Source organism: Fontibacillus phaseoli, assembly GCF_003337355.1.
Lineage (GTDB): Bacteria > Bacillota > Bacilli > Paenibacillales > Paenibacillaceae > Fontibacillus > Fontibacillus phaseoli.
Genome location: NZ_QPJW01000018.1, coordinates 43,975 through 66,742 on the forward strand (window position 1 = coordinate 43,975; position 22,768 = coordinate 66,742).

At 50.5% G+C, this 22,768-nt stretch carries 25 protein-coding genes and 1 other annotated feature; of the genes, 1 reads left to right on the forward strand and 24 read right to left on the reverse strand.

All coding sequences use genetic code 11. The annotated features are described in order from the left end of the window. Positions 1-252 precede the first annotated feature (252 nt). The 18 genes from DFP94_RS23915 to DFP94_RS24000 form a co-directional block, all read right to left on the reverse strand. Entirely contained in the window at positions 253-852 is a 600-nt protein-coding gene (locus DFP94_RS23915; RefSeq protein WP_114498982.1) for a class I SAM-dependent methyltransferase, read from the reverse strand. A gap of 287 nt (positions 853-1,139) precedes the next feature. After that, positions 1,140-1,505: a 50S ribosomal protein L7/L12 gene (rplL, locus tag DFP94_RS23920; RefSeq protein WP_114498983.1), complete on the reverse strand. Its 366-nt coding sequence runs from the start codon at positions 1,503-1,505 to the stop codon at positions 1,140-1,142. Between the two features lie 59 nt (positions 1,506-1,564). Further along, the gene (rplJ, locus tag DFP94_RS23925; RefSeq protein WP_114498984.1) at positions 1,565-2,071 is read right to left on the reverse strand and encodes a 50S ribosomal protein L10; all 507 of its coding nucleotides are present in this window, start codon (positions 2,069-2,071) and stop codon (positions 1,565-1,567) included. Between the two features lie 37 nt (positions 2,072-2,108). Next, positions 2,109-2,258 (reverse strand) — a sequence feature (ribosomal protein L10 leader region). An 82-nt stretch (positions 2,259-2,340) separates the two neighbouring features. Next, entirely contained in the window at positions 2,341-3,033 is a 693-nt protein-coding gene (gene rplA, locus DFP94_RS23930; RefSeq protein WP_114498985.1) for a 50S ribosomal protein L1, read from the reverse strand. A gap of 207 nt (positions 3,034-3,240) precedes the next feature. Further along, positions 3,241-3,666 carry a 50S ribosomal protein L11 gene (gene rplK, locus DFP94_RS23935; RefSeq protein WP_114498986.1) on the reverse strand — a complete coding sequence of 142 codons (426 nt, stop codon included), beginning with the start codon at positions 3,664-3,666 and terminating at the stop codon, positions 3,241-3,243. 71 nt (positions 3,667-3,737) lie between these two features. Beyond that, a complete protein-coding gene (gene nusG / locus DFP94_RS23940; protein ID WP_114498987.1) occupies positions 3,738-4,271 on the reverse strand; it encodes a transcription termination/antitermination protein NusG in 534 nt (177 codons plus the stop codon). A gap of 23 nt (positions 4,272-4,294) precedes the next feature. Beyond that, a complete protein-coding gene (gene secE / locus DFP94_RS23945; RefSeq protein ID WP_114498988.1) occupies positions 4,295-4,486 on the reverse strand; it encodes a preprotein translocase subunit SecE in 192 nt (63 codons plus the stop codon). Positions 4,487-4,507: 21 nt separating this feature from the next. Then, entirely contained in the window at positions 4,508-4,657 is a 150-nt protein-coding gene (gene rpmG, locus DFP94_RS23950; protein ID WP_071784256.1) for a 50S ribosomal protein L33, read from the reverse strand. 655 nt (positions 4,658-5,312) lie between these two features. Beyond that, a complete protein-coding gene (sigH, locus tag DFP94_RS23955; RefSeq protein ID WP_410772597.1) occupies positions 5,313-5,966 on the reverse strand; it encodes an RNA polymerase sporulation sigma factor SigH in 654 nt (217 codons plus the stop codon). A gap of 158 nt (positions 5,967-6,124) precedes the next feature. Further along, a complete protein-coding gene (locus DFP94_RS23960; protein ID WP_114498990.1) occupies positions 6,125-6,646 on the reverse strand; it encodes an NYN domain-containing protein in 522 nt (173 codons plus the stop codon). 6 nt (positions 6,647-6,652) lie between these two features. Further along, entirely contained in the window at positions 6,653-7,405 is a 753-nt protein-coding gene (gene rlmB / locus DFP94_RS23965) for a 23S rRNA (guanosine(2251)-2'-O)-methyltransferase RlmB (protein ID WP_114498991.1), read from the reverse strand. A 17-nt stretch (positions 7,406-7,422) separates the two neighbouring features. Continuing rightward, entirely contained in the window at positions 7,423-7,968 is a 546-nt protein-coding gene (locus DFP94_RS23970) for a Mini-ribonuclease 3 (protein WP_114498992.1), read from the reverse strand. Continuing rightward, positions 7,965-9,374, reverse strand: a complete 1,410-nt coding sequence (cysS, locus tag DFP94_RS23975) for a cysteine--tRNA ligase (RefSeq protein WP_114498993.1) — start codon at positions 9,372-9,374, stop codon at positions 7,965-7,967. The genes DFP94_RS23970 and cysS overlap by 4 nt, the downstream gene beginning before the upstream one ends. Positions 9,375-9,450: 76 nt before the next feature. Beyond that, complete coding sequence (gene cysE / locus DFP94_RS23980; RefSeq protein WP_114498994.1) at positions 9,451-10,167, reverse strand: serine O-acetyltransferase; 717 nt, start codon at positions 10,165-10,167, stop codon at positions 9,451-9,453. Between the two features lie 385 nt (positions 10,168-10,552). Continuing rightward, positions 10,553-12,013, reverse strand: a complete 1,461-nt coding sequence (gltX, locus tag DFP94_RS23985; RefSeq protein WP_114498995.1) for a glutamate--tRNA ligase — start codon at positions 12,011-12,013, stop codon at positions 10,553-10,555. A gap of 47 nt (positions 12,014-12,060) precedes the next feature. After that, the gene (ispF, locus tag DFP94_RS23990) at positions 12,061-12,549 is read right to left on the reverse strand and encodes a 2-C-methyl-D-erythritol 2,4-cyclodiphosphate synthase (protein ID WP_114498996.1); all 489 of its coding nucleotides are present in this window, start codon (positions 12,547-12,549) and stop codon (positions 12,061-12,063) included. Continuing rightward, positions 12,546-13,265 (reverse strand): 2-C-methyl-D-erythritol 4-phosphate cytidylyltransferase, encoded by a 720-nt coding sequence (ispD, locus tag DFP94_RS23995; protein ID WP_114498997.1) that lies wholly within the window; start codon positions 13,263-13,265, stop codon positions 12,546-12,548. Before ispD ends, ispF begins: the two co-directional genes overlap by 4 nt. 70 nt (positions 13,266-13,335) lie before the next feature. Beyond that, entirely contained in the window at positions 13,336-14,424 is a 1,089-nt protein-coding gene (locus DFP94_RS24000) for a PIN/TRAM domain-containing protein (RefSeq protein ID WP_114498998.1), read from the reverse strand. A gap of 206 nt (positions 14,425-14,630) precedes the next feature. Between DFP94_RS24000 and DFP94_RS24005 the strand changes: the two genes are divergently transcribed. Further along, on the forward strand, positions 14,631-15,026 hold the full coding sequence (locus DFP94_RS24005; RefSeq protein WP_114498999.1) for a nucleoside triphosphate pyrophosphohydrolase family protein: 396 nt from the start codon (positions 14,631-14,633) through the stop codon (positions 15,024-15,026). Between the two features lie 104 nt (positions 15,027-15,130). Here the strand turns inward: DFP94_RS24005 and pssA are convergent, their stop codons facing one another. The 6 genes from pssA to DFP94_RS24035 form a co-directional block, all read right to left on the reverse strand. After that, the gene (gene pssA, locus DFP94_RS24010) at positions 15,131-15,862 is read right to left on the reverse strand and encodes a CDP-diacylglycerol--serine O-phosphatidyltransferase (RefSeq protein WP_114499000.1); all 732 of its coding nucleotides are present in this window, start codon (positions 15,860-15,862) and stop codon (positions 15,131-15,133) included. A gap of 52 nt (positions 15,863-15,914) precedes the next feature. After that, a complete protein-coding gene (gene disA / locus DFP94_RS24015) occupies positions 15,915-16,991 on the reverse strand; it encodes a DNA integrity scanning diadenylate cyclase DisA (protein ID WP_114499011.1) in 1,077 nt (358 codons plus the stop codon). 13 nt (positions 16,992-17,004) lie between these two features. Then, entirely contained in the window at positions 17,005-18,372 is a 1,368-nt protein-coding gene (gene radA / locus DFP94_RS24020) for a DNA repair protein RadA (RefSeq protein ID WP_114499001.1), read from the reverse strand. Positions 18,373-18,631: 259 nt separating this feature from the next. Continuing rightward, positions 18,632-19,864 carry a DHHW family protein gene (locus tag DFP94_RS24025; protein WP_114499002.1) on the reverse strand — a complete coding sequence of 411 codons (1,233 nt, stop codon included), beginning with the start codon at positions 19,862-19,864 and terminating at the stop codon, positions 18,632-18,634. 14 nt (positions 19,865-19,878) lie between these two features. Further along, positions 19,879-21,192, reverse strand: a complete 1,314-nt coding sequence (locus tag DFP94_RS24030; RefSeq protein ID WP_245955081.1) for an MBOAT family O-acyltransferase — start codon at positions 21,190-21,192, stop codon at positions 19,879-19,881. A gap of 328 nt (positions 21,193-21,520) precedes the next feature. After that, positions 21,521-22,753 (reverse strand): sensor histidine kinase, encoded by a 1,233-nt coding sequence (locus tag DFP94_RS24035; RefSeq protein WP_114499004.1) that lies wholly within the window; start codon positions 22,751-22,753, stop codon positions 21,521-21,523. Between the last annotated feature and the right edge of the window lie 15 nt (positions 22,754-22,768).

The window sequence follows — 22,768 nt, forward strand, 5'->3', positions numbered from 1 at the left end:
GGATTCATCCACAAATAAAGAAAAGCCCTTATCGAATGCTTTCGAAAAAAGAGCATCATTATCCGCGTCATTTACAGCCTGATGTCCCCGTATTCAGTAGATTTACCCGAAATGTACATAATATACGTCAAACGACGTGATTTTATGCATCGTTTAGCATAAAAGTCTTGACATTTCAGTCAGGTAAAGCCACAGAGGGCATCCTAATACTGACATTTTATAATAATAACACAACCATTTTTGCAAGTCAAACTATTTTTTTGTCGCCTTGTAAATCCGGTACCCTTTGTCTTTAGTCACTTCTTCAACGCTATCAAAGAGCGACTCCAGCTTTTGCTTCGCCGACGGCGCCCCCTGTTTTTTCTGGATGACAATCCACAACGAGCCTCCATCACGCAGTCTTTCAAAGGCCCCTTCAAAAATCGTATGCACGATTTCTTTACCTGCCCGAATTGGCGGATTGGTCAGCACAATATCGAATTTCTCCTCGCCCAGTTCCGCAAACAAGTCACTTTGCAGAACGGTTACATTGGTAATCCTGTTGGCTGTTGCATTTTCTTTGGCTAGTTCCACCGCCCGGCCGTTAACATCGATCATCGTTACATGGCCCCGGCTCGCCAACAGGGCGGCCGAAAGACCGATCGGTCCGTAACCGCAACCTACATCAAGCACGCGGGCATCTACCGGAACCTCCATAGCATCAATCAAAACCCGACTCCCATAATCCACGCCTCCCTTGGAGAACACGCCCGCATCACTGATAAAACAAAAAGCTTGCCCCCGGAGTTTGGCGTCCCAAACCTTTCGGTCGTGGGCCGTAGCTGGTTGATTGGTATAGTAGTGTTCTGGCATCTTGACGGTCACCTCCGTTTGTCGCTTTAAAAGTTTGCTATTTTCTATTCTCCGCCACGGGTTGTTTATATCTAAGGCACGAGAGCGAGAGAATTCTATATATCAATGACATAAGTTTTTGAGGCTGGGGATCCTTTGCGAACGGATTCTTCACTGGAAAAGAATTCAGACAAGATCCTCGAGCAACAGAGCACCAGACCCAAAAACAGGAGCTCCCGGATTGAATCTGCTTATAAACAAACCCCTTGAATCATATTCAAGGGGTTTGCCATTCATTAGAAGTGAAATTACTTCACTTCTACAGTTGCGCCTGCTTCTTCCAATTTTGCTTTTACTGCGTCCGCTTCTTCTTTAGCTACTTTTTCTTTCAATGGTTTTGGTGCGTTGTCAACCAGGTCTTTTGCTTCTTTCAAGCCGAGGCCAGTGATTTCGCGAACCACTTTGATAACGTTGATTTTGGATCCGCCAGCGTTAGTCAGAATTACATCGAATTCAGTTTGCTCAGCCGCTTCAGCTGCGCCACCGCCGCCACCAGCTACAACTACAGGAGCTGCAGCAGTTACGCCGAATTCTTCTTCGATTGCTTTAACGAGATCATTCAGTTCAAGAACGGTCATTGCTTTGATTTCTTCCAAAATGCTTTCTTTACTCATGGTAGAACCTCCATTATTTTAATTTAATTATTGTTTATACAACTAGCTGGAAAAGAAGCTTACGCGCTTGCGCTTTCTTCTTTGTCCGCAACGGCTTTGACTGCGAGCGCGAAGTTGCGCACTGGAGCTTGGAGCACGCTGAGGAGCATCGAAAGGAGACCTTCGCGGGACGGAAGATCCGCCAACGCTTTGATTTGGTCAACGCCGACTACACGGCCTTCAACCACGCCACCTTTTACTTTCAGAGCTTCGTTCTTCTTCGCGAAATCGCTAAGAATTTTAGCCGGAGCAATTGCGTCGTTTACGCTGAACGCGATGGCCGTAGGGCCAGTCAGCACTTCGTCCAGTTCAGTAAGTTCAGCAGCCGCTGTTGCACGGCGAACGAGCGTATTCTTAAGCACTTGGAATTCTACGCCAGCTTCACGAAGCTGTTTGCGCAATTCCGTAACTTGAGCAACGTTCAGACCGCGGTAATCCGCTACTACAGTCGTTGCGCTTTCGCGCAGCTTCGCAGTTACGGCATCAACGGCTTCTTGTTTGCTTTGAATCACTTTAGCGTTTGCCAACCTGTACACCTCCTGATAGATTTACTCGGCCTTCTTCATTTCCATGAAAAAAGCCTCCGCAGAATCACGAAGGCCTGACGAATCATCAACCGCGGTAAACTGCGGCACACGATATTCTATCACAACACCTCGGTAGGAAATTAAGCCTTTCGGCACCTACTGTCTACGGTAAGCATATTCAAATTGAATTGTCGCTTTAAAAACAACTCATTCAGTTTACCAAGAGATTTACGCAATGTCAATCCCCGTACCCGCAAAAGCGAGCGGTATTATCTGTAAACAGTTGTATTAACGCGAGCGCTAGGGCCCATCGTCGAAGAAATCGCGATGTTTTTCAGATACACGCCTTTGGCAGCAGCCGGTTTAGCCCGGTTCAATGCGTCGATGAGAGCTTTGAGGTTCTCATTCAATTGCTCGGAAGAGAACGATACTTTTCCGATTGGCGCATGGATTTGACCTGCTTTGTCCAGACGGTATTCGATTTTACCGGCTTTGATTTCTTGAACGGCTTTAGCTACGTCAAACGTAACCGTGCCTGCTTTAGGGTTAGGCATGAGACCTTTACCACCGAGCAGACGACCCAGTTTACCAACTTCGCTCATCATGTCCGGTGTCGCTACGCAGACATCGAATTCGAACCAGCCTTGTTGGATTTTGTTGATCATGTCTTGATCGCCTACGAAGTCAGCGCCGGCAGCTTCCGCTTCCTTTGCTTTTTCGCCTTTGGCGAACACCAGAACGCGTTGCGTTTTACCCGTGCCATGAGGCAGGACAACGACACCACGAACGGCTTGGTCTTGTTTACGAGGGTCTACGCCCAAACGAACTGCCGCTTCAACGGTTTCGTCAAATTTTGCAGTCGCTGCCTTTTTCACCAGTTCAACGGCGTCAGAAGGCTCATATGTCGCTTCGCTGTCGATCAGCTTAGCGGCTTCAAGGTATTTTTTACCGTGTTTAGCCATGAAATTGTTCCTCCTTTGTGGTATTAGCGGAATATCCTCCCACTGATCGCAAATTTATTCGGTTCCGAAGAGATACTGAATAAATTTGCGGCAACTTCCGTTGCTCGTGTATGCAGTTCATTGATGTTAAGACAACTTCCGTTGCAAAATCTTGATGCCTTTGCCAGGTTGTTAGCAACTAAGTTGTTCTAAATAACGCCCCAAGAATTAGTCTTGGATCGTAATGCCCATACTGCGAGCAGTACCTTCAACCATACGCATAGCCGATTCAACGGATGCTGCGTTAAGGTCAGGCATTTTTTGCTCCGCGATTTGACGAACAACGTCGCGTTTCACGGTAGCCACTTTCTTCTTGTTCGGTTCGCCGGAACCCTTCTCGATCTTCGCAGCAACACGAAGCAGAACGGCTGCCGGAGGAGTTTTGGTGATGAATGTAAAAGAACGGTCTTCAAACACCGAAATTTCAACCGGAATGATCAAACCTGCTTGATCGGCAGTACGAGCATTGAATTCTTTACAGAATGCCATGATGTTGACACCCGCTTGACCCAAAGCCGGACCTACCGGAGGTGCAGGATTCGCTTTCCCTGCAGGAATTTGCAGTTTTACCATTTTGATAACCTTTTTCGCCATGTAAAACACCTCCTTGCCCTAATAGTGGTAGACGGAGCGCAAGGCCCCTCCCACGTGAAACCCTAAGAAACCTATATCTTTTCCACTTGAGTGTAATCCAGCTCAAGCGGGGTTTCTCGTCCAAACATGTTGACATGAACCTTGAGCTTGCTCTTGTCGATCAGAATTTCTTCGATCGACCCGACAAAATTAGCAAACGGACCAACCTTGATGCGTACCGATTCTTTCAAGTCGAACTCGATGACCGGTTTCGGTTCTTCCATGCCCATATGCTGCAAAATCTGCTCCACTTCTTCAGGGAGCAACGCCGTAGGCTTGGAACCCGATCCCGTAGAGCCGACAAACCCGGTAACGCCCGGTGTGTTGCGAACAACATACCAAGAATCGTCGGTTTGGATCATTTCCACCAAGACATACCCCGGGTAAACTTTACGCATGACGGTCTTTTTCTTACCGTCTTTGTTCACCACTTCTTCTTCCATTGGAACAAGAACGCGGAATATCTTGTCTTCCATGCCCATGGACTCGACGCGTTTCTCCAAGTTGGCTTTGACTTTGTTCTCATACCCGGAATAGGTATGAACTACATACCATCTTTTTTCCATATCAAGCCACCTAAGGACCCTTCTTAAATTATCGCTTCGACTACAGCAGAGATGCCGATATCAAGTACCCAAAAATAAATCGCGACAACTACAATTGTACCAAGCACAATCAGCGTATAATTGGTCAGCTCTTTACGATTAGGCCAGCGAACTTTTTTAAGCTCAGCCCAGCTTTCAGAAAAAAAAGAGATCAACGACTTGAAACTGCGTTTCATGCGCGACTACACCTCCAAAGGCTATCTGGTTTCGCGATGAGGAACTTGCTCGTTACAAAACTTGCAAAATTTCTTCATCTCCATGCGGTCGGGGTGGTTACGCTTGTTTTTCGTTGTCGTGTAGTTTCTTTGTTTGCAATTCGTACAAGCCAACGTAATAATTACCCGCATGATGTGCACCTCCCGAAGACATTCTTTTATGAGAAAGTCTATTGTATAAACCCAAAAATGAAAAACACAAATTTAGGCCTACCTAAAACACTTTATCACATGCCCCTACCCGTGTCAACGAGCCGAACATGCTTATCTCTTCGTTAATTTGAGGTAATTCTAAAATAGCCCTTGAATCTGGAAATTGCTCGCTTGGGTTGGGTTCTGAGTTCGAATGCGTACTCTTTCTATTATGGCTCAGCTTTTGATAGGATAAACTCGCTTAAGGCTTCTTTTCATGAGATAGTGGTTTTTTTTCGGAAATATACAAAAACGCTTCAGCAATATTACGCTTGTGCCACCGTAATATCGGGCAAAATAATTTTAACGGACACAGTAGACCTTAATTCACCCAAAGCGCCAAATTTTACCTCCTAACGGACACAGAAGGTCTTAATCCCCATATTTCCAACCAAAAATCGCCATTTCCCCTACATTAAAGGCTCTGGTGTCCGTTAGCTTCTGAAACAGTCGTTTTGAAGAGGAATAACGTCTCTCATGTCCGCTAGAAATCAGCGAAACATAAAGGAATGTACCAGAACTCCCTTAAACAGCAAAAAAGGGCGACGGATTCATCCGTCATCCCTCTATTTTCCGTATGAAGAAAGCTATAAATTCAAATGCCTCCGTCGCGCACTTCCAAATAACGCTCCAACTTACGTTTAACACGTTGCAGTGCATTATCGATAGATTTCACATGCCGGTTCAAATCAACGGCGATTTCCTGGTACGACCGGCCATCCAGATACAGCATTAGTACCTTGCGTTCCAAATCGCTAAGAATCTCGGACATTTTATCTTCAAGCCCGGTGAATTCCTCTTGATTTATAATTAATTCTTCGGGATCGCATACCCGGGAACCGCAAATAACGTCAAGCAGCGTCCGGTCGGAATCCTCATCATAAATCGGCTTGTCCAATGAGACATAGGAATTAAGTGGGATATGCTTCTGCCGGGTCGCCGTCTTGATTGCCGTGATGATCTGTCGCGTAATGCACAGCTCGGCAAAGGCTTTGAACGAAGCAAGCTTGTCCCCCCGGAAGTCCCGGATAGATTTATACAGGCCGATCATGCCTTCCTGAATAATATCCTCACGGTCGGCACCGATCAGGAAATAGGATCTAGCTTTGGCACGCACAAAACTGCGGTACTTGTTAATCAAGTACTCCAAGGCTTCACTGTCGCCGTTACGGACGGCTTCGACAATGTCTTCGTCATTTAGGACCTCATAATCGAATCTTATCCAAGTCTCGAGGTTGACACTCACCACAAATCCCTCCGGCTGCAACGCACGGTGCCCCGTCACTCAATCAAGTAATACGAACAGTATATATGATGGCGCATATTAGCGTCAACCGAAAAAGTACCAAAAGATGTAAAGTCGAACTTTGTCAAGAGCATTTGGGAGCAAAACAGAAGAATGCACTTTCATTCCCTGCGCCACCGTTCGAACATTTGCCGCAGTTCCGGGCTCAGCTTGCCATCGATCGTATTCCTGCTGGAGTTGCGGCTTCGTTCCTGTAATCTTACCCGAATATCCTTTTCGCTTTGTTCCACTTGGGTCAGCAGTTCCCGTGCCGAAATTCGGAGAGCCCCCTGCCCGAAAATAACGTGCTGCTCCACCATATCGCTCGTGGCGACATAAATTTGCCGGCGGCGGTGGGTTAATTCCCCGACCAGCCGCTCAATGCACTCATCCGCCGTTTCCTTCTCTTTGGTGAAATATATATCGACTTTATATTGGGCGAATGATTTTCCGAGTCCGGGTACCCGGTAAGCATCAAAGACGACGATCACCTTCCTCCCCGAGAAGGCCTGGTAATCGGCCAGCCTCGCCAACAGACGGTCCCGAGCCTCCTCCAGGTCGGTATTGGAAATGGAAGACAGCTCGGGCCATCCGCCGATCATGTTGTACCCGTCCACCAAAAGAACGTCGCGCATGTCGCGCATCCGTCTCTATCCTTGGGCGCGGCGTCTGCGGAGCGCTTCGTACATCACTACGCCCGCGGCAACCGAGGCGTTCAATGAATTGAGCTGTCCGCTCATCGGCAGCTTCAGCAGTACATCGCAGGTCTCCCGGACCAGGCGGCCCATTCCCTTGTTTTCGTTTCCGATGACGATCGCCACAGGGCCGGTGAAAATATTGCCGCCCTCATAGATTTCGTCCTTCGCGGCGACATCGGTACCGACGACCCAGACGCCGGTTTCCTTCAATTGCTCCATCGTCTGCACAAGATTAGTTACCCGTGCGACTGGCACGTATTCGACCGCACCGGCCGACGTCTTTGAAACGGTTGCCGTGACCGCAGCCGAGCGGCGTTTCGGGATGATCACTCCGTGGACCCCCGTGCATTCGGCGGTTCTTAAGATCGATCCGAGGTTGTGCGGGTCTTCAATTTCGTCCAGAACAAGCAAAAACGGCGGTTCTCCCCGCTCGGCCGCTCTCGCGAGCAGGTCCTCCACCTCAGCATAGGCATAAGGCGCTGCCTGGGCCACCACACCCTGATGCTGTATGCCCGGGGCCATTTGGTCCAGCTTCCGCTTGTCCACAAACTGGACGATAATCCCCCGGCTTTTGGCTTCCGCCAGTATCGGCTGGGTTAAATGTTTTTGGGCGCCTTCGGCCACCCATATTTTGTTGATCGTCCGGCCCGCTCTCAGCGCTTCCAACAGCGAGTGTTTACCGGCAATCCATTCTTGATCCTCCATAAAAAATCCTCCTGGGGTTATTGTTCATATAATTCGAAGCCATGTGCGATCAAGCTGCGCAGGCGATCATGCTCACCCGTATAGTACAGATAGCCGATCAGGCTTTCAAACGCGGTAGCATGACGGTAATCCTGCACATTCGCATTTTTGGGAATGGTGCCGGATTTGGCGTTGCGGCCTTGCCGCACAACGTCTTTCTCGTCTTCGGTCAGCTGCGGCTCCAGCAGGGCCAGCAGCCCGGCCTGGGCTTTGGCGGAGACGTATTTCGTCGACAGCCGGTGCAGGTGATGCGGCCGGAGATTCGGCCGGGCGATCACATGCTGGCGGACGGCGACCTCGAAGACGGCGTCGCCGATGTACGCCAGCGCGAGCGGCGGCAGCAACCGGGCCGGCTTGGACGGCGGCTCCGGGAACCAGAGCACCGAGCCGGGCTCGGCAGCAGACGCGCTGGCCGGGCCTGCAGGCGCGCCGGATACGGCGCTCCCCTGCGTTGCCGGACCAGCGGCAGGTTCGCTGCCGCCGTCAGGCAGCAGCGCGCCCCCGGTAGTTTCCGGGCCCGTCATTTACGCCGCCATCTCATGCCCTGCGGCGTATCTTCCAACAGGATGCCCTGCTCCTGCAACAGATCGCGAATCTCGTCGGCACGGGCCCAGTTCTTCGACTTCCGGGCTTCCACACGCTCCTCGATGAGGTCTTCGATCTCGTCGTCCAGCAGCTCTTGCTCCTCTTCCGCGACAATCCGCAGCACGCCGTTCATTTCCTCGAACAGCTTCAGCGCGGCTTCCAAATCGGCGCGCGACACGTCCGAGCCTTGCAGCAGGCCGTTCACTTCGCTCACCCATTCAAACACTGCCGTAATCGCATCCGGCGTATTGAAATCATCCTGCATTTTGGCGTGGAAGGTCAGCCCAATTTCCCGAAGCTTCCGCTCCCACTCCGGCGTTACCGCCGCACCCTCCCCGCTCCCGGCAGCTTCCTGCAGCCGGTAACGCAGATTCCCCAATGCGTTAGCGATCCGTTCTACGCCGCGCTCAGCATGCACCATCGACTCATCTGTGAAATTCAGCGGATTGCGGTAATGGGTCGATAGCATGAAAAACCGCAGCGATTCACGCTTGTACTGGGACCGGAGGTCCTTCACCAACACCCCGTTGCCGAGCGATTTCGACATTTTTTCCCCGCCGATATTAATGTAGCCGTTATGCATCCAATAGCTTGCCAAAGGTTTGCCGGTCACCGCTTCGGATTGGGCTACTTCGCACTCGTGATGCGGGAATTGCAAATCTTGTCCGCCCCCGTGGATATCCAGCGTGTCTCCAAGCAAATGGCGGGACATGGCCGAGCATTCGATATGCCATCCCGGTCGTCCTTGGCCCCATGGGCTATCCCAATGGATTTCCCCCGGCTTTGCGGCTTTCCAAAGCACGAAATCCTCCGGGTTTTCTTTTCGCTCATCCACCTCGATCCGGATACCGAACTGCAGCTCTTCGATCTTTTGACCCGACAGTTTGCCGTAGCCTTCGAATTTCCCTGTCCGGTAATAGACGTCCCCGCCGTTCTCATAGGCATAGCCTTTGCTTTCCAGGTCGCGGATAAACTCTATGATGATGTCCATATTTTCCGTTACCCGCGGGTTAGCCGTTGCCCGAGGAATTCCCAGGCCTTCCAGATCCTCGTAATACGCGTCGATAAACATGGAGGATACTTCCGGTACCGACAGATTCATTTCCTCCGCTTTGCGGATCAGTTTGTCATCCACGTCGGTGAAATTGACTACATAATTCACTTCATAATTTTGATTCTCCAGGTAACTGCGCACAACATCGAAAAAAATCATCGGCCGCGCGTTCCCGATATGAATATATCCGTATACGGTTGGTCCGCACACATAAACCGATGCCTTTCCGGGCTTCTGGGTAACAAACTGCTCCTTCATTCGGGTAAGCGTGTTATATATTTGCAGCGCCATACTCTCGATCCTTTCCGCTTTGAGTTCTACTCTATTTTACCTTGAATCCCCTTGTCATAGACAAGACGATTCACCTTCATGTCATTCCTTGGCCGTCTTTACTAGGCGAACCGTGCTTTAATCTTGCAACTTCTTTTTGCAATTGTCCTATTTCTTCTTGAAGCGAACGCATCGCATCGACCACGGGATCCGGCAACTGGTGGCTGAGACGGTCCAGGCGTTTCCCGCCCTGCCGAACGACTTTGCCCGGAATACCGACAACCGTGCTGCCCGCCGGCACTTCTTTGAGCACGACAGAGTTAGCCCCGATATTGCTTTGATCCCCTACTGTAAAAGAACCCAATATCTTCGCGCCTGACCCAATGACGACATTGTTGCCGATCGTCGGGTGGCGCTTGCCTTTTTCCTTGCCGCTACCGCCCAGGGTAACGCCCTGATAGATCACCACGTCGTCCCCGATTTCGCAAGTTTCCCCAATGACAACGCCCATGCCGTGGTCGATAAACAGCCGGTTTCCGATCCGGGCACCCGGATGAATTTCGATGCCGGTAAAAAAGCGGCTAACCTGGGACACGATTCTGGCCAGCGTAAACCAGCGGTGACGATAAAACGCATGCGCAAACCGGTGACTCCAAATCGCGTGAAGACCGGAATAGGTGAAGACCACCTCGAACCAGCTTCTGGCGGCCGGGTCGTTTTCAAATACAGCTTGAATATCGGACTTCATTCTTTTGAACATAAGCGTTTCCCCCTCTATCTGTTTGCTTACGCTTCTCTCCCGGTCAACCGCCATTCATCAAAAAAAGCGCCCCCGCAGCTTTCGCTGCAGAGACGCCTGATGCGTGGTTCCACTCTGCTTCGGATCAGCTCGCAATAGCTGCCATTGCATAGACTGCAAAGGTTGCCTAATTGTCGAACTCATCCCTCCTAAGCGTCCTTAACGCGAACGATACGGCAGCATCTACCCGCGCCTGAACGGCGCGCTCGAGTCTGCGGCTCCCGGGTGCATTTCCGCCGCGCGTATTGAGATAACTTCCAGCCTGAAAACGGCGAAGCCGCTTCTTTGGTTATCTTCTCTGGACAATACTGGCGCATAAACGTACTTCTCCCGTTCTATGCCGATGCCTATATCTTACATGATAGTCCATTATACTGACAATAAATGATTTATTCCACAACTAGGCGCCGCGGATTTGCGATTTCAACCGGTCAGTGACGACATCGCGGCCCAGCAAGTAAATGGTCTGGTTCAAATCCCGGCCGTGAGTTTGCCCGGTCAACGCTACGCGGATCGGCATAAAGAGCCCTTTCCCTTTAACGCCGGTTTCTTTCTGTACTTCCTTGATCAGGACGGCCATTTGCTCCGGCGTGAATTCCGCAGAGGCTTCAATTTTGCCCAGGAAGGCGCTCAGCACGTCCGGCACCTGCGGCTCGGCCAGTATGGCAGCCGCTTCCGCATCCAGTTCCAGGTGACTGCGGAAGAACATATCCGACAGTTCCACGATGTCCGATGCCGCCGTCATTTGCTCCTGGTACAGCGCAACGAGCGTCTTAGCCCAGGCTTGTTGTTCCGGCGTCAACTCCGCCGGCAAACGAGACGCCGCTTGCAGATGAGGAATCGCAAGACTGGCGATTAATTCGGAATCGGCATTCTTGATATAATGATTATTCAAGTGGGCAAGTTTATGCTTATCGAACACGGCAGGACTACGCGATAACCGGTTCGCGTCGAAAATCGAAATCAGCTCGTCCCGTGAGAAGATTTCCTCTTCTCCTTCCGGCGACCAGCCCAGCAGGGCGATGAAGTTGAACAGCGCTTCAGGCAAATAGCCAAGCTTGTCATACTGCTCGATGAACTGAATTACCGATTCGTCGCGTTTGCTCAACTTTTTATGGTTATCGCCGACGATCAGGGTCATATGTCCGAAGACAGGCGGTTCCCAACCGAGAGCTTCATAGATCATCAACTGCCGCGGCGTATTCGATACATGATCTTCCCCGCGCAGCACGTGACTGATTTTCATCAGGTGATCATCGAGCGCCACGGCGAAGTTGTAGGTCGGAATGCCGTCTTTTTTTACAATGACAAAATCGCCGCTGACATCGGACTCGAACGTAATCGGACCTTTGACGAGATCATCGAAGGTATAGGTGCGGCCTTCCGGTACACGGAACCGGATGCTAGGAACGCGACCTTCCGCTTCAAAAGCGGCGCACTGCTCCGGCGTCAAATTCCGGTGCTTGCCGGAATAACGCGGCATTTCCCCACGGGCGGTTTGCTCCTCGCGTTCTTGCTCCAGCTCTTCTTCGGTGCAATAACAGCGGTAAGCCAACCCGCGGTCCAGCAAATCCTGCCAGTACGTGCGGTAAATATCCAGCCGCTCGGTTTGGCGATAAGGCCCGTATTCACCGCCGACATCGACGCTTTCATCCCAATCCACGCCGAGCCATTTCAGGTAAGTAAGCTGGCTTTCTTCCCCACCGGCAACATTCCGTTTCACATCGGTATCCTCGATCCGGATAATGAACTTGCCCCCATGATGTCTGGCGAATAAATAGTTGAACAGCGCCGTTCTGGCATTGCCGATATGTAAATGCCCTGTAGGACTCGGGGCATACCGTACTCGAACCTCTGTCATTCCAATCCCCTCCAAATATGAACTTAATCCAAACAAACCTTACAATCCTAAGATGATAGCACATCCGAGATCAGGCATACAATACATTGCGCCGCAATGCCTTCGCCCCGGCCCGTAAATCCAAGATGCTCGGTCGTCGTCGCCTTCACGTTAACCCGCTCCGGCTTCGCTTCTAGCGCCCCCGCAATCACCTCGACCATCTGCGAAACGTACGGCGCCATTTTCGGCGCCTGCGCGATGATCGTTGCATCCAGATTGCCAAGCCGGTACCCCCGTTCCGTGGCCATCTCCCATACCCGGCGCAGCAGCACCAGGCTGTCCGCACCCTTGAAGGCCGAATCCGTATCCGGAAAATGCCGGCCGATGTCGCCCAGTGCCAGCGCCCCCAGAATGGCGTCGCTCACCGCATGCAGCAGCACGTCGGCGTCGGAATGGCCGAGCAGCCCCTTTTCATACGGTATCGTCACGCCCCCAATGATGCAAGGCCTTCCCTCAACCAACTGATGCACGTCATATCCTTGTCCAACTGCGATCATAGTTTGTTCTCTCCCCCGAATTCCTTCTTTTTGCCGATGACTTCTGCAAAGTCCAGGTCCTCCGGCGTCGTGATCTTAATATTGTTGTACCCGCCTTCGGTCACGACCACGGGAATACCAAGCCGCTCGATAAGCGAAGCATCGTCCGTGCCGATAAAACCATCGGCCTCCGCCGTTTCGTGCGCCGTCACCAAATCGGAGCGCCGAAAAGCTTGCGGGGTCTGAACCGCCCACAAGCTGCGGCGGTCCGGTGTCGCGGTCACCAGCCCTTGCCCGTCAACCTGCTTGACCGTATCCTTTACCGGAACGGCGAGAATGGAAGCACCGTGCTTCACCGCTGCCTCAAGACAGCCACTAATCTGCCCGCTCGTGACAAAAGGGCGCACGCCATCATGCACCAGTACCCAGGAAGTGCCGATCTCAAGCAGTCCCCGGTATACCGAATGCTGACGCTCGGCGCCGCCCGGTATTACTTTTACTTGTTTCGAAATGCCGTATTCGGCGACCCAGGCGCGGCAACGTTCCACGTCCTGCTCCCCGGTGACAAGCACGATTTCGCTAATCCATGGATGGCGGTCAAATACGTCCAGCGTATGAACGATGATCGGCTTGTCCTGAAAAAAGAGAAACTGCTTGCTCTCCTTCGTGCCCATCCTTGTTCCCCGGCCGGCCGCCACCACGATAACCCCGGCTGTCGGGAGTGATTCTATTTCCATGACATCCTGCCTCACCTTGCCAGAATAATGCGAAAATCCATTCCCCGCATTTATTCCCATCATACCGAATTTACTGCGCTTTTTCCAACAGTTTCGGTTTGGCAAAGATCATTCGTCCCGCCGAGGTCTGCAATACACTGGTCACCAACACCTCGGTAATGCTGCCGATAAAATCGCGTCCACCCTCCACGACGATCATCGTGCCGTCATCCAGATAGGCTACGCCTTGTCCGTGCTCCTTGCCGTCCTTGATCACCTGCACCATGATTTCCTCGCCAGGCAGAACGACCGGTTTGACCGCATTGGCAAGATCGTTGATATTGAGGACCGAAACCCCTTGCAGCTCGCACACTTTATTCAAGTTGAAATCATTGGTTACGACTTTCCCCTGCAATACCTTGGCCAGTTTGACCAGCTTGCTGTCGACCTCGGAGATTTCTTCAAAATCCCCTTCATAAATCAGGACCTTCACATCGAGTTCCTTCTGGATTTTATTTAAAATATCCAATCCCCGGCGTCCCCGGTTCCGCTTCAATAAATCGGAGGAATCAGCAATATGCTGAAGCTCTTCCAGCACAAATTCCGGGATGACGATCGTTCCCTCGATAAAGCCCGTCTTGCAAATGTCGGCGATCCGGCCGTCGATAATGACGCTCGTATCCAATATTTTATGTTCCTCGAGCCGCCGTTCTTCCTCTTGATTCCCACTGCCCCATTTTCCTGAAATCCACAAGGAAGACAGCTCCTCTTTTTTCTCCAGTCCCACATATAGGCCTATATAACCTAACAGTACGGAGACCGCAAGCTGAGCCAAACTTTCCAGAGTTCCAAACCAGGACAAAACGGGATAGACCATTAAAGAAAGAAGAAGTCCTGCAGTCAGTCCGGCCGCTCCAGCCGCCATGTCCTTCATCGGGATTTCGATCAAACCCGTTATCCATTGTTTCACTCTTGCCGAGACTACATCGGCTGTAAGCGAAAAGAAAAATAAAAACAGACATGCTCCCGCTACCGCCAGAATTAAATGAGCTACCAGAGGACTCATTCCATCAAACCAGCCCTTGAGCGGCTCAGGAAACACCCCTGCGAATCCTTCGATAGTATAACCGAACCAAGCACCACATAGCCCAGCTATGATCAATAAGCTTTTTTTCAGCATGACTCTCTTCACCTCCTGATTAAGTAATATCTCTATCCAGTATGATCCAATTTTTGGTACCCTAATCGGGGGTGAAGCAACTTTTTTTGGAAGACGATTTTGGAGTATCTTCGGAAAGAACCCGCGCTGTGCGGGATTTCTGGTTGATAAGTGGGGAAAAAGTGGCATATAATGAACTCAATTCATAATATTGAGGTGGATGGATAATGAGCGCACCAAGCCTTCAATCTTTTCAAGACCAAGTTTCTGAACTGTTGCTCCGTCACCGCAGTCTGCTGGACGTCATGTCTAAAATGGGACAAACCAACGCCGCAGCTGTCCGCTCCGTGACCAAAGCGGTTACCGAATGCGGCTGCGTTGAGCTTCATGCCACCAAACAGGAGTTCGAGCCGGGCATGAGCCTCGAACAGGCCAAGGAGAGAATCAATCAGCACGTCCAGGGTGAATTGTGCGAAAACTGCCGGGATGCGATCAGCAATGAACTTGGACGCAGCTTGTTCTATACTTCCGCGCTTTGCAATCTGCTTGGGATCGAGCTCGACGAAGTGCTGGAGAAAGAATCGCAAAAATGCTCCACCCTTGGCTTATTCAATATGTCCTAAGACACCCTCGACTTCTTAAATAACAAAGAAAAGGCATCGCTTTCCGCACGGCGGCAGAAGGCAATGCCTTTTTTATTTTGGATTTCTTTGCTTGGTTTGGCCTGTTAGCGTTTAGGCCGGTATACGCTTTCGGAATCGTCATCGCCCCTCCGTTTGCGGCGCCGCAGCTTGTCGATATTCTGCTTCAATCCATAGCCCGCATACAGAACAAGCGGCACGAAGATCAATTTTGACAGTTCTTCCGGGAAAAGCACCGCGATCACTACGGCGAGCACAACGACAAACGGCGTAATCACAACAGCCTTCTTTGGCAAACCGAGTTTCTTGAAATTCGGATATTTGACCGAGCTTACCATCAGATAAGATAACAGAAGCATCGAAATGATAAAATAAGGTGCCGATATGTCCTTATGAAATAGCGACAATGTCGCAACCACGCCCCCTGCGGCCGGGATCGGCAGACCGATGAAATATCCCGGAATGCCTTTTTGCACATTAAACCTGGCCAGTCGAAGCGCTCCGCACATCGGAAAGATCGCGGTAACAACCCAGGCGAGCCCGGTTTGCGGCAGGTCATGGAATGAAATCAAATACATAATGAGTGCCGGAGCAATGCCAAAAGAGATGATATCCGATAACGAGTCAAGCTGCTTGCCAAACTCACTTTGACAGTTCAAAGCTCTGGCCACGCGTCCGTCCAGTCCGTCCAACAGCATAGCGACAATGACCATGATGGCGGCGAGGCTGAATCTGCCGTCAAGCGCCAGCATCATCGCCAACATTCCGAGAAACAGGTTACCTAAGGTAAACAGGTTCGGAATTGATTTAGTAATCATCTTTTCACCTCGAATAGATATTCCTTAACATCATCATTTGATTGTAGGAGAATTAAATTTGCCTGTCAATGAATACCTGCTCTTGAAGCCGCTTCAACCCTTCCTTGATCGCACGGGCCCGCACCTCTCCGATGCCGTCGACTTCATCCAGTTCTTCGATCGTTGCCATCAGGACACTCGGAAGATCGCGGAAGCGTTCCACCAGATTGTGTATGATCACATTCGGAAGCCGGGGAATTTTGTTCAGTACCCGGTAGCCGCGAGGCGAGATCAGTTCCTCCGAAGTAGCGACCGAAATCGGATAACCGAGCAGGCGAGTAATATGGTTGTCATCCAGCAGTTCGTCATCGGTGGAGCGCTTCAATCCGAGAATAATTTCGCGAATCGCTTCATCGCTGTCATCCTTGGCATAGTCTTTGTAAAGAAGCCAGGCCTCCTCCTCCATATTGCTGACCAATTCCTCCATCTGCATGCTGATCAGGCGTCCCTCTGTCCCCAGTTCATTGATGAACCGCTTGATCTCCATCTTGATGCGAATGACCATTTCCACCCGCTGCATGACATTGATGACTTCAGGTATTGTAACCAGTTCTTCAAACTCTGAAGCAGTCAGGTTGGTGAGTGCCTGATTTAGTACCGACCGGTACTTCTCCAGCGTTTGAATCGCCTGATTGGCTTTCGTCAGGATGACGCCAATCTCCTTCAACGCGTATCGCAACCCGCCTTGATACAGCGTAATGATATTCCGCCGCTGGGAGATCGATACAACGAGCTTGCCCGTCTGTTTGGCCACGCGCTCGGCCGTTCGGTGACGGATTCCCGTCTCCGAAGAGGAGATGGAGGAGTCCGGGATGAGTTGGGTGTTGGCGTACAAAATCCGTTTCAAGTCCTCGCTCAGAATAATGCCGCCGTCCATTTTGGCAAGTTCATATAAATAGTTTGGCGAAAAATCGCAGTTGATGGAAAAGCCGCCCTCTACCACTTCCATCACTTCCGGGCTGTAACCGACGACGATAAGGCCGCCGGTTTTGGCCCGGAGTACGTTTTCCAGCCCGTCTCGAAAAGCGGTACCCGGCGCAACGAGCCTAAGCAAATCATTCATTTTTTCCGCTTGGGTTGTTTCCTTCATCATTTAGTGCCCCCTAATCTAACGCAACAGCTAGCGCATCTGCAACGGTATTTACACCGATTAATTGTATTTCCTTGGGGCCTTTCCACCCTTTCATGCTTTTTTCGGGAAGAATGACCCGTTTGAATCCGAGTTTGGCGGCTTCTTTTACCCGCTGTTCCGCCCGGGAAACCGCCCGGACCTCGCCGGTCAATCCGACTTCCCCGAAAAATACGTCAAAAGGTTTGGTCGGCAGGTCGCGGAAGCTGGACGCGATGCTTACGGCGATCGCCAGATCCACGGCCGGTTCATCAAGCTTGACGCCGCCGGCAAGATTTACATAAGCGTCCTGGTTTTGCAAAAACATGCCCATCCGCTTCTCGAGCACCGCGATGATCAGGTTCATCCGGTGATGATCCACACCGGTCGCCATTCTCCGCGGCGACGGAAACTGAGTTGATGCGATGAGCGCTTGCAATTCCACCAGCATCGGTCGCGTACCCTCCATGGAAGCCACCACCGTAGAGCCCGCGACGCCAAGCGGACGCTCGGACAGGAACAATTCCGACGGATTTGCCACTTCCGCAAGACCCGCTTCGTTCATTTCAAAGATGCCGATTTCGTTAGTCGAACCGAACCGGTTCTTCACCGCCCGGAGCAGCCGGTAAGAATGATGGCGCTCGCCTTCAAAATATAGCACTGAATCCACCATATGCTCCAGCATGCGGGGACCGGCAATTGCGCCTTCCTTGGTAACATGGCCCACCAGCACCGTGGCGATGCCCTGCCCTTTGGAGATCCGCATAAACCGGGCGGTACATTCACGGACCTGGGAAACACTTCCGGGAGCGCTCGTTACCTCGGGCAGATAGACCGTCTGAATCGAGTCGATCACCAAAAAATCGGGTTTCACCTGGTCTATGGCTTCTTCAATACCGTCCATGGCGCTTTCGCATAGTACGTATAAATCGGGAGACAATGCCCCGAGCCGCTCCGCGCGAAGTTTGGTTTGGCGGGTCGATTCCTCCCCGGAGATATAGAGCACCCGGAGACCCGCTTTGGCCATCTCATGCGAGGTTTGCAACAAAAGCGTGGACTTCCCAATGCCGGGATCTCCCCCTACCAGGATCAACGATCCGGGAACGATGCCTCCGCCAAGAACACGGTTTAGCTCGCCAATTCCCGTTTGTATCCGCGGCTCCTGGCCGCTTTCTATATTTATGATCGGAAGCGGCTTTTCTTTCGTATGAAATAAGCCTGAAGTGAGCCCCTGAGTCTTGACCACTTTTTCCGTTTCTTCTACCATGGTGTTCCAAGACCCGCATCCCGGGCACTTTCCATACCATTTAGGCGACTCGTATCCGCATTCGGTGCAATAAAACTTTGTTTTTACTTTAACCATTTATCTCTCCTTTTCCACACTGCAAAATTTGACAAACCTTGCAGGTCACACCACAAAGGTGACATTCAAAGTTTACCATTCTTTCAGATTTGGCGTAAAGTTATTACGGTCAAATTGGGTTAGGCAAGAGTTGTATTTTATGTATGCTTTATTATAAAAAAGAACAGCCCCAAAGCGCCGCTTTGGAAGCTGCCTCTATCTATTTCATCGGCGAAAATGACGGGGTTTTGTAGTAAATGTCGAGGAATATTTTACAATATTACATCCGCTTGTTAATTAACTCGGCAATTCCTTGGCTGCGGGCTACTGTCGAATTGTTTAAAAACAAGACCTCGGAAATATCATGCTCCTTCACAAAGCCGGTCAAACTTCCGCTGAAAAATCGGGGATCAATATAATAAATATTCTCGAAATGCGGAATCAGAAAAGGAATCAGGGCGTTTGCGTAGGAGTCTTTCACGACGAGGATCTTTCGGCCGTTCTTATGTTCCGTTTGTATCTCGCCCCAAGGGAAATCCCCTCCCAAAAACACGGAATACAATCCGCCGCTTGCCTTGGCGTACTCCGGATCGACGGCTCCGCCCTCGATCTCCTTGCCGGCTGTTGAGTACCGGGTGTAGGTGTATTTTTCAGCGGGCTCATAGTAAATTATCGTATCGGGATGCGCCCTGAGCCTGAAACTTAACGTTGCCTTATATGCGGAGCCCAGAAATTCTTTGATTTCCCCTTTTAAATAAGAGTTCAGCGGCACGGGTTCCTCTCCCAGTGCATCCATCAGCTTTACGTATGCATAATAAGCGCCCAAAGCGGTCCAATGGTGATCGGTCCGGAAGTAGAGCTCCTCATCGATATGCCGGGCCAACATCCCGTATGCGTCAATCGGTTTGATTTCGGGGTTCAACGATTCATTGATATGATCGAAAGCCGCCTTTTGGGAATAAGATAATTCTCTGTATTTCTCTTCTTCAATAAAGTCCGCTGAGGTGGGGGCGAGCAAGGAATACACTCGGATCTCTGGATCTACTGCTGACTTGAAGCGGTTCAGCGCATCCGCATACCTCTCGGCCGACGGCTCTGAGTATTTGAAGAGCGTATATGCCCGGTCTTTAAAAATCAAATATTGGACTGCCTGTCCTGTATTCGCCGCTGCGCCGGTTCCGTTACCGGGTTTCAGATTTTGAGAAGTGTTGTCGCCGCCCTGTTGAAGTATCGTTGCTTCATTTTTATCCGGCAATCCTTTGAACTCCATCAGGTAAGCCCCCGCTTTGGCCATTAATGTCCTAAACGCGAAATGATCCGAGAAGTAATCATCAAACTCCCGCGGAAACTCCCCCGAGATAAAGCGATCCAACGAAAATGCGGGCCGCCGGACAAGGTTCCGCTGTTCCAGTGAAGAGACGCTTCCGGATTGGAAAAAGGCAAGGTTTACGATTCCAAAGCCAAATAGAACCAGCAAAAAGAAAAGTGTATTAAATGTATTCCGAAATTTCATCCTGATCCTCCCCTTCAGAACCGGTAATAGAGAAACGGGTTATAGGAACTGCCGACAAGCAGAATCGTTGCGAGTATTAGAATCGCCGCATGAAGTAGCTGCGCGCCGACGACCATCAGCACCGATCTTAGCTTGGGGAATGGTTTCATCGCTCGCTGCAGCCCTCTTTTTACCAGGGGAGTCGAAAGCAGCATAGCAGCCATACACAGCAATAAATTATCCCGGAAATAGAATTGCAATTCCAAATTGGCGAATTCCCTAGGATATAGCCCGAACATAATTAGCAACGCCTTTGCCGCTTCAGTAAGGTTCGTGAAATAGAACCAGACCCAGCCGATCAAAATCGTGAATACGGCATACAGATGAGCGAAGGCGGCAGGGAGTTTACCCAGCCACTTCAGAAGCCATCGCCGTTCCAAATAAATCAGCGTTCCGAAGTATAATCCCCAAATGATGAAATTCCAGCTTGCCCCATGCCAAAAGCCGGTCAGAAACCAGACGACAAACAAATTGCGCAAATAAGATTTTTGATTGCCTCCTAACGGAATATAAACATAATCGCGAAAAAAACCTCCCAACGACATGTTCCAGCGCCGCCAAAACTCCCCCGCTGATTTGGAGATATAAGGGTAATTGAAGTTTTCCCGCAGATTAAAGCCAAACATTTTGCCTAAGCCAATCGCCATATCCGAATAACCGGAGAAGTCGAAATAAATTTGCAAAGCAAACAAGGTGATGCCGAACCACATCCCCAATACCGAGGAGGACGGCGAACCGGGATTCAGCAATTGCGCGGCAGTCTCCCCAAGCAGGTTAGCCAGCAGTACTTTTTTCCCCAGACCAAACAGAAACCTGGATATTCCTTCGCTAAACCCCGCCAAAGAAACCCGCGGATGCTCGATCTGCCGCTCAATATCGGTATACCGGATAATGGGGCCAGCTACCAGATGCGGAAAGAAGGAGACATAGAACAACACTTTCTTCGGCGACCTGGGGGCACGAATGGTTCCCTTGTAGACGTCCGTCAGATAACAAATTAATTCAAAAGTGAAAAAGGAGATGCCTATAGGGAGCTTTACTTCCGGGACCGGAAGATTCAGGGGCAGGATCAAGTTTATATTTTCTACGAGAAAACCCGCATACTTAAAAGTCCCCAATAGTCCAATATTAATGGCAATAGCCGCGACATATTGGACTTTGGCCAGCCGCGTCCCTCTGAAACGCTCCATGCCGAGACCAAACAAATACCCCAGCATAGAAGCCAGCAAAAGCAGAATGACCCAAACGGGTTCCCCCCAGGCATAAAACAGGTAGGAAAATAAAATCAAAACCCAAATCCGATATGACGAATTTTTCGATATGAAATATACCAGAAGCAGGGCGGGTAAAAAAAGATATAAGAAGACCAGACTTGAGAAAACCATGTACGAGTAGCTCCCCTCTATTTTTCCAATCATCGAAGAGAAGTATAAAAGAGGGAACTTAACAATTCGTACAGTAAAGCTTAACAAAAACTTATCATTTTCTTACAAGTTTCAAGTGTCATCCGGCAAAGAAAAACCGGCTAACAGCATCCGCAACGGATGCTGTTAGCCGGGCATTCACACATGGGCTTACCGCCTATTCGCTAGACGCGTTACCGCCGGCCCTACAGGCTCAAGCCAGCGGAAACCGCGTCTCAAACACGGTTTGTTGACGATTGCTCTCTACCGATATTAGTCCTCCATGGACGTCGACAATACTTTTGCTGATGGCCAGGCCAAGCCCTGTTCCCCCCGTCGACTTCGAACGGGAGCCCTCAATGCGATAGAACCGGTCAAACAGATGGGGCAGGCTGCTTAAAGGAATCTCCTCGCCGTAATTGATAAATGCGACACGGGCCCACCCGTTTATTGTACCGACCTGAATATCGATAAATTTTCCCTCCGCGCCGTATTGGATGGCATTGACCATCAAGTTTTCAAAGACACGGACAAGCAAATTCCCATCGGCCGGAATGAGCACTTCTTCTTGCAGCGCCGTAACGCGGCTGACCATGCCGGCTTGTTCCAGCGCCGGGACGAACTCTTCGGCGAGTTGGCGAAGAAAGCCGACTAGATCAAGCTCCGATTTCTGGATCGGAAGACCGTTGTGAATCCGCGTATACTCGAACAATTCGTCAATGAGTTTTTTTAAATCCAGTGATTTTTCATAAGCGATATTGACATAGTAGCGCAATTCCGTTTCATCTTTATAACGGTCTTCTTCGATCGCCTTCAAAAACCCAAGGATCGACGTAAGCGGCGTCCGCAGATCATGAGAGACGCCTGTAATCAGGTCGTTCTTCGATCTTTCTGCAAGACGTTCTTCCTCAATGGAACGGCTGAGTTGAACCGCCATGCTGTTGATGCTCTCGGATACCTTGGCCAGTTCTCCGGTTTGGACAGCGATTTCCCGGTCAAACCGCCCTCTTGCAATTTCCTCGAGCCCGTTGATGATTTCCTGTAAGGATGAATTTAATCCCCTCATGGTTGTATTCAAGCTTTCCGCTATCTTACCGAGCTCATCGGAAGTGCGCACCGGGATCTTTACATCAAGATGACCCAATCCGACTTCCACCAGCGCTTGGTCGATCTCCTTCAAATACCTTGTTGTTCCTCTCGCCAGCAAAAAATATATGGTTACGAACATAACCATCCCCACCACAATGATAGCCGGAACCGAGCCGATATGATTAATTACCGCTCGTATAATCGAACGAAAGGGCGCTACGAATGGAGAATTCGGAAGCTTGAGCACGTAAGCCGCCAACTGCCAGCACACATATAACACGGAGACCGTAGACACGAAACTGCCTATGACATACAGTAAAAATTTCACCCGCAACGACAATAACCGCTTCATTCTCATGGTTACTCCTGATCT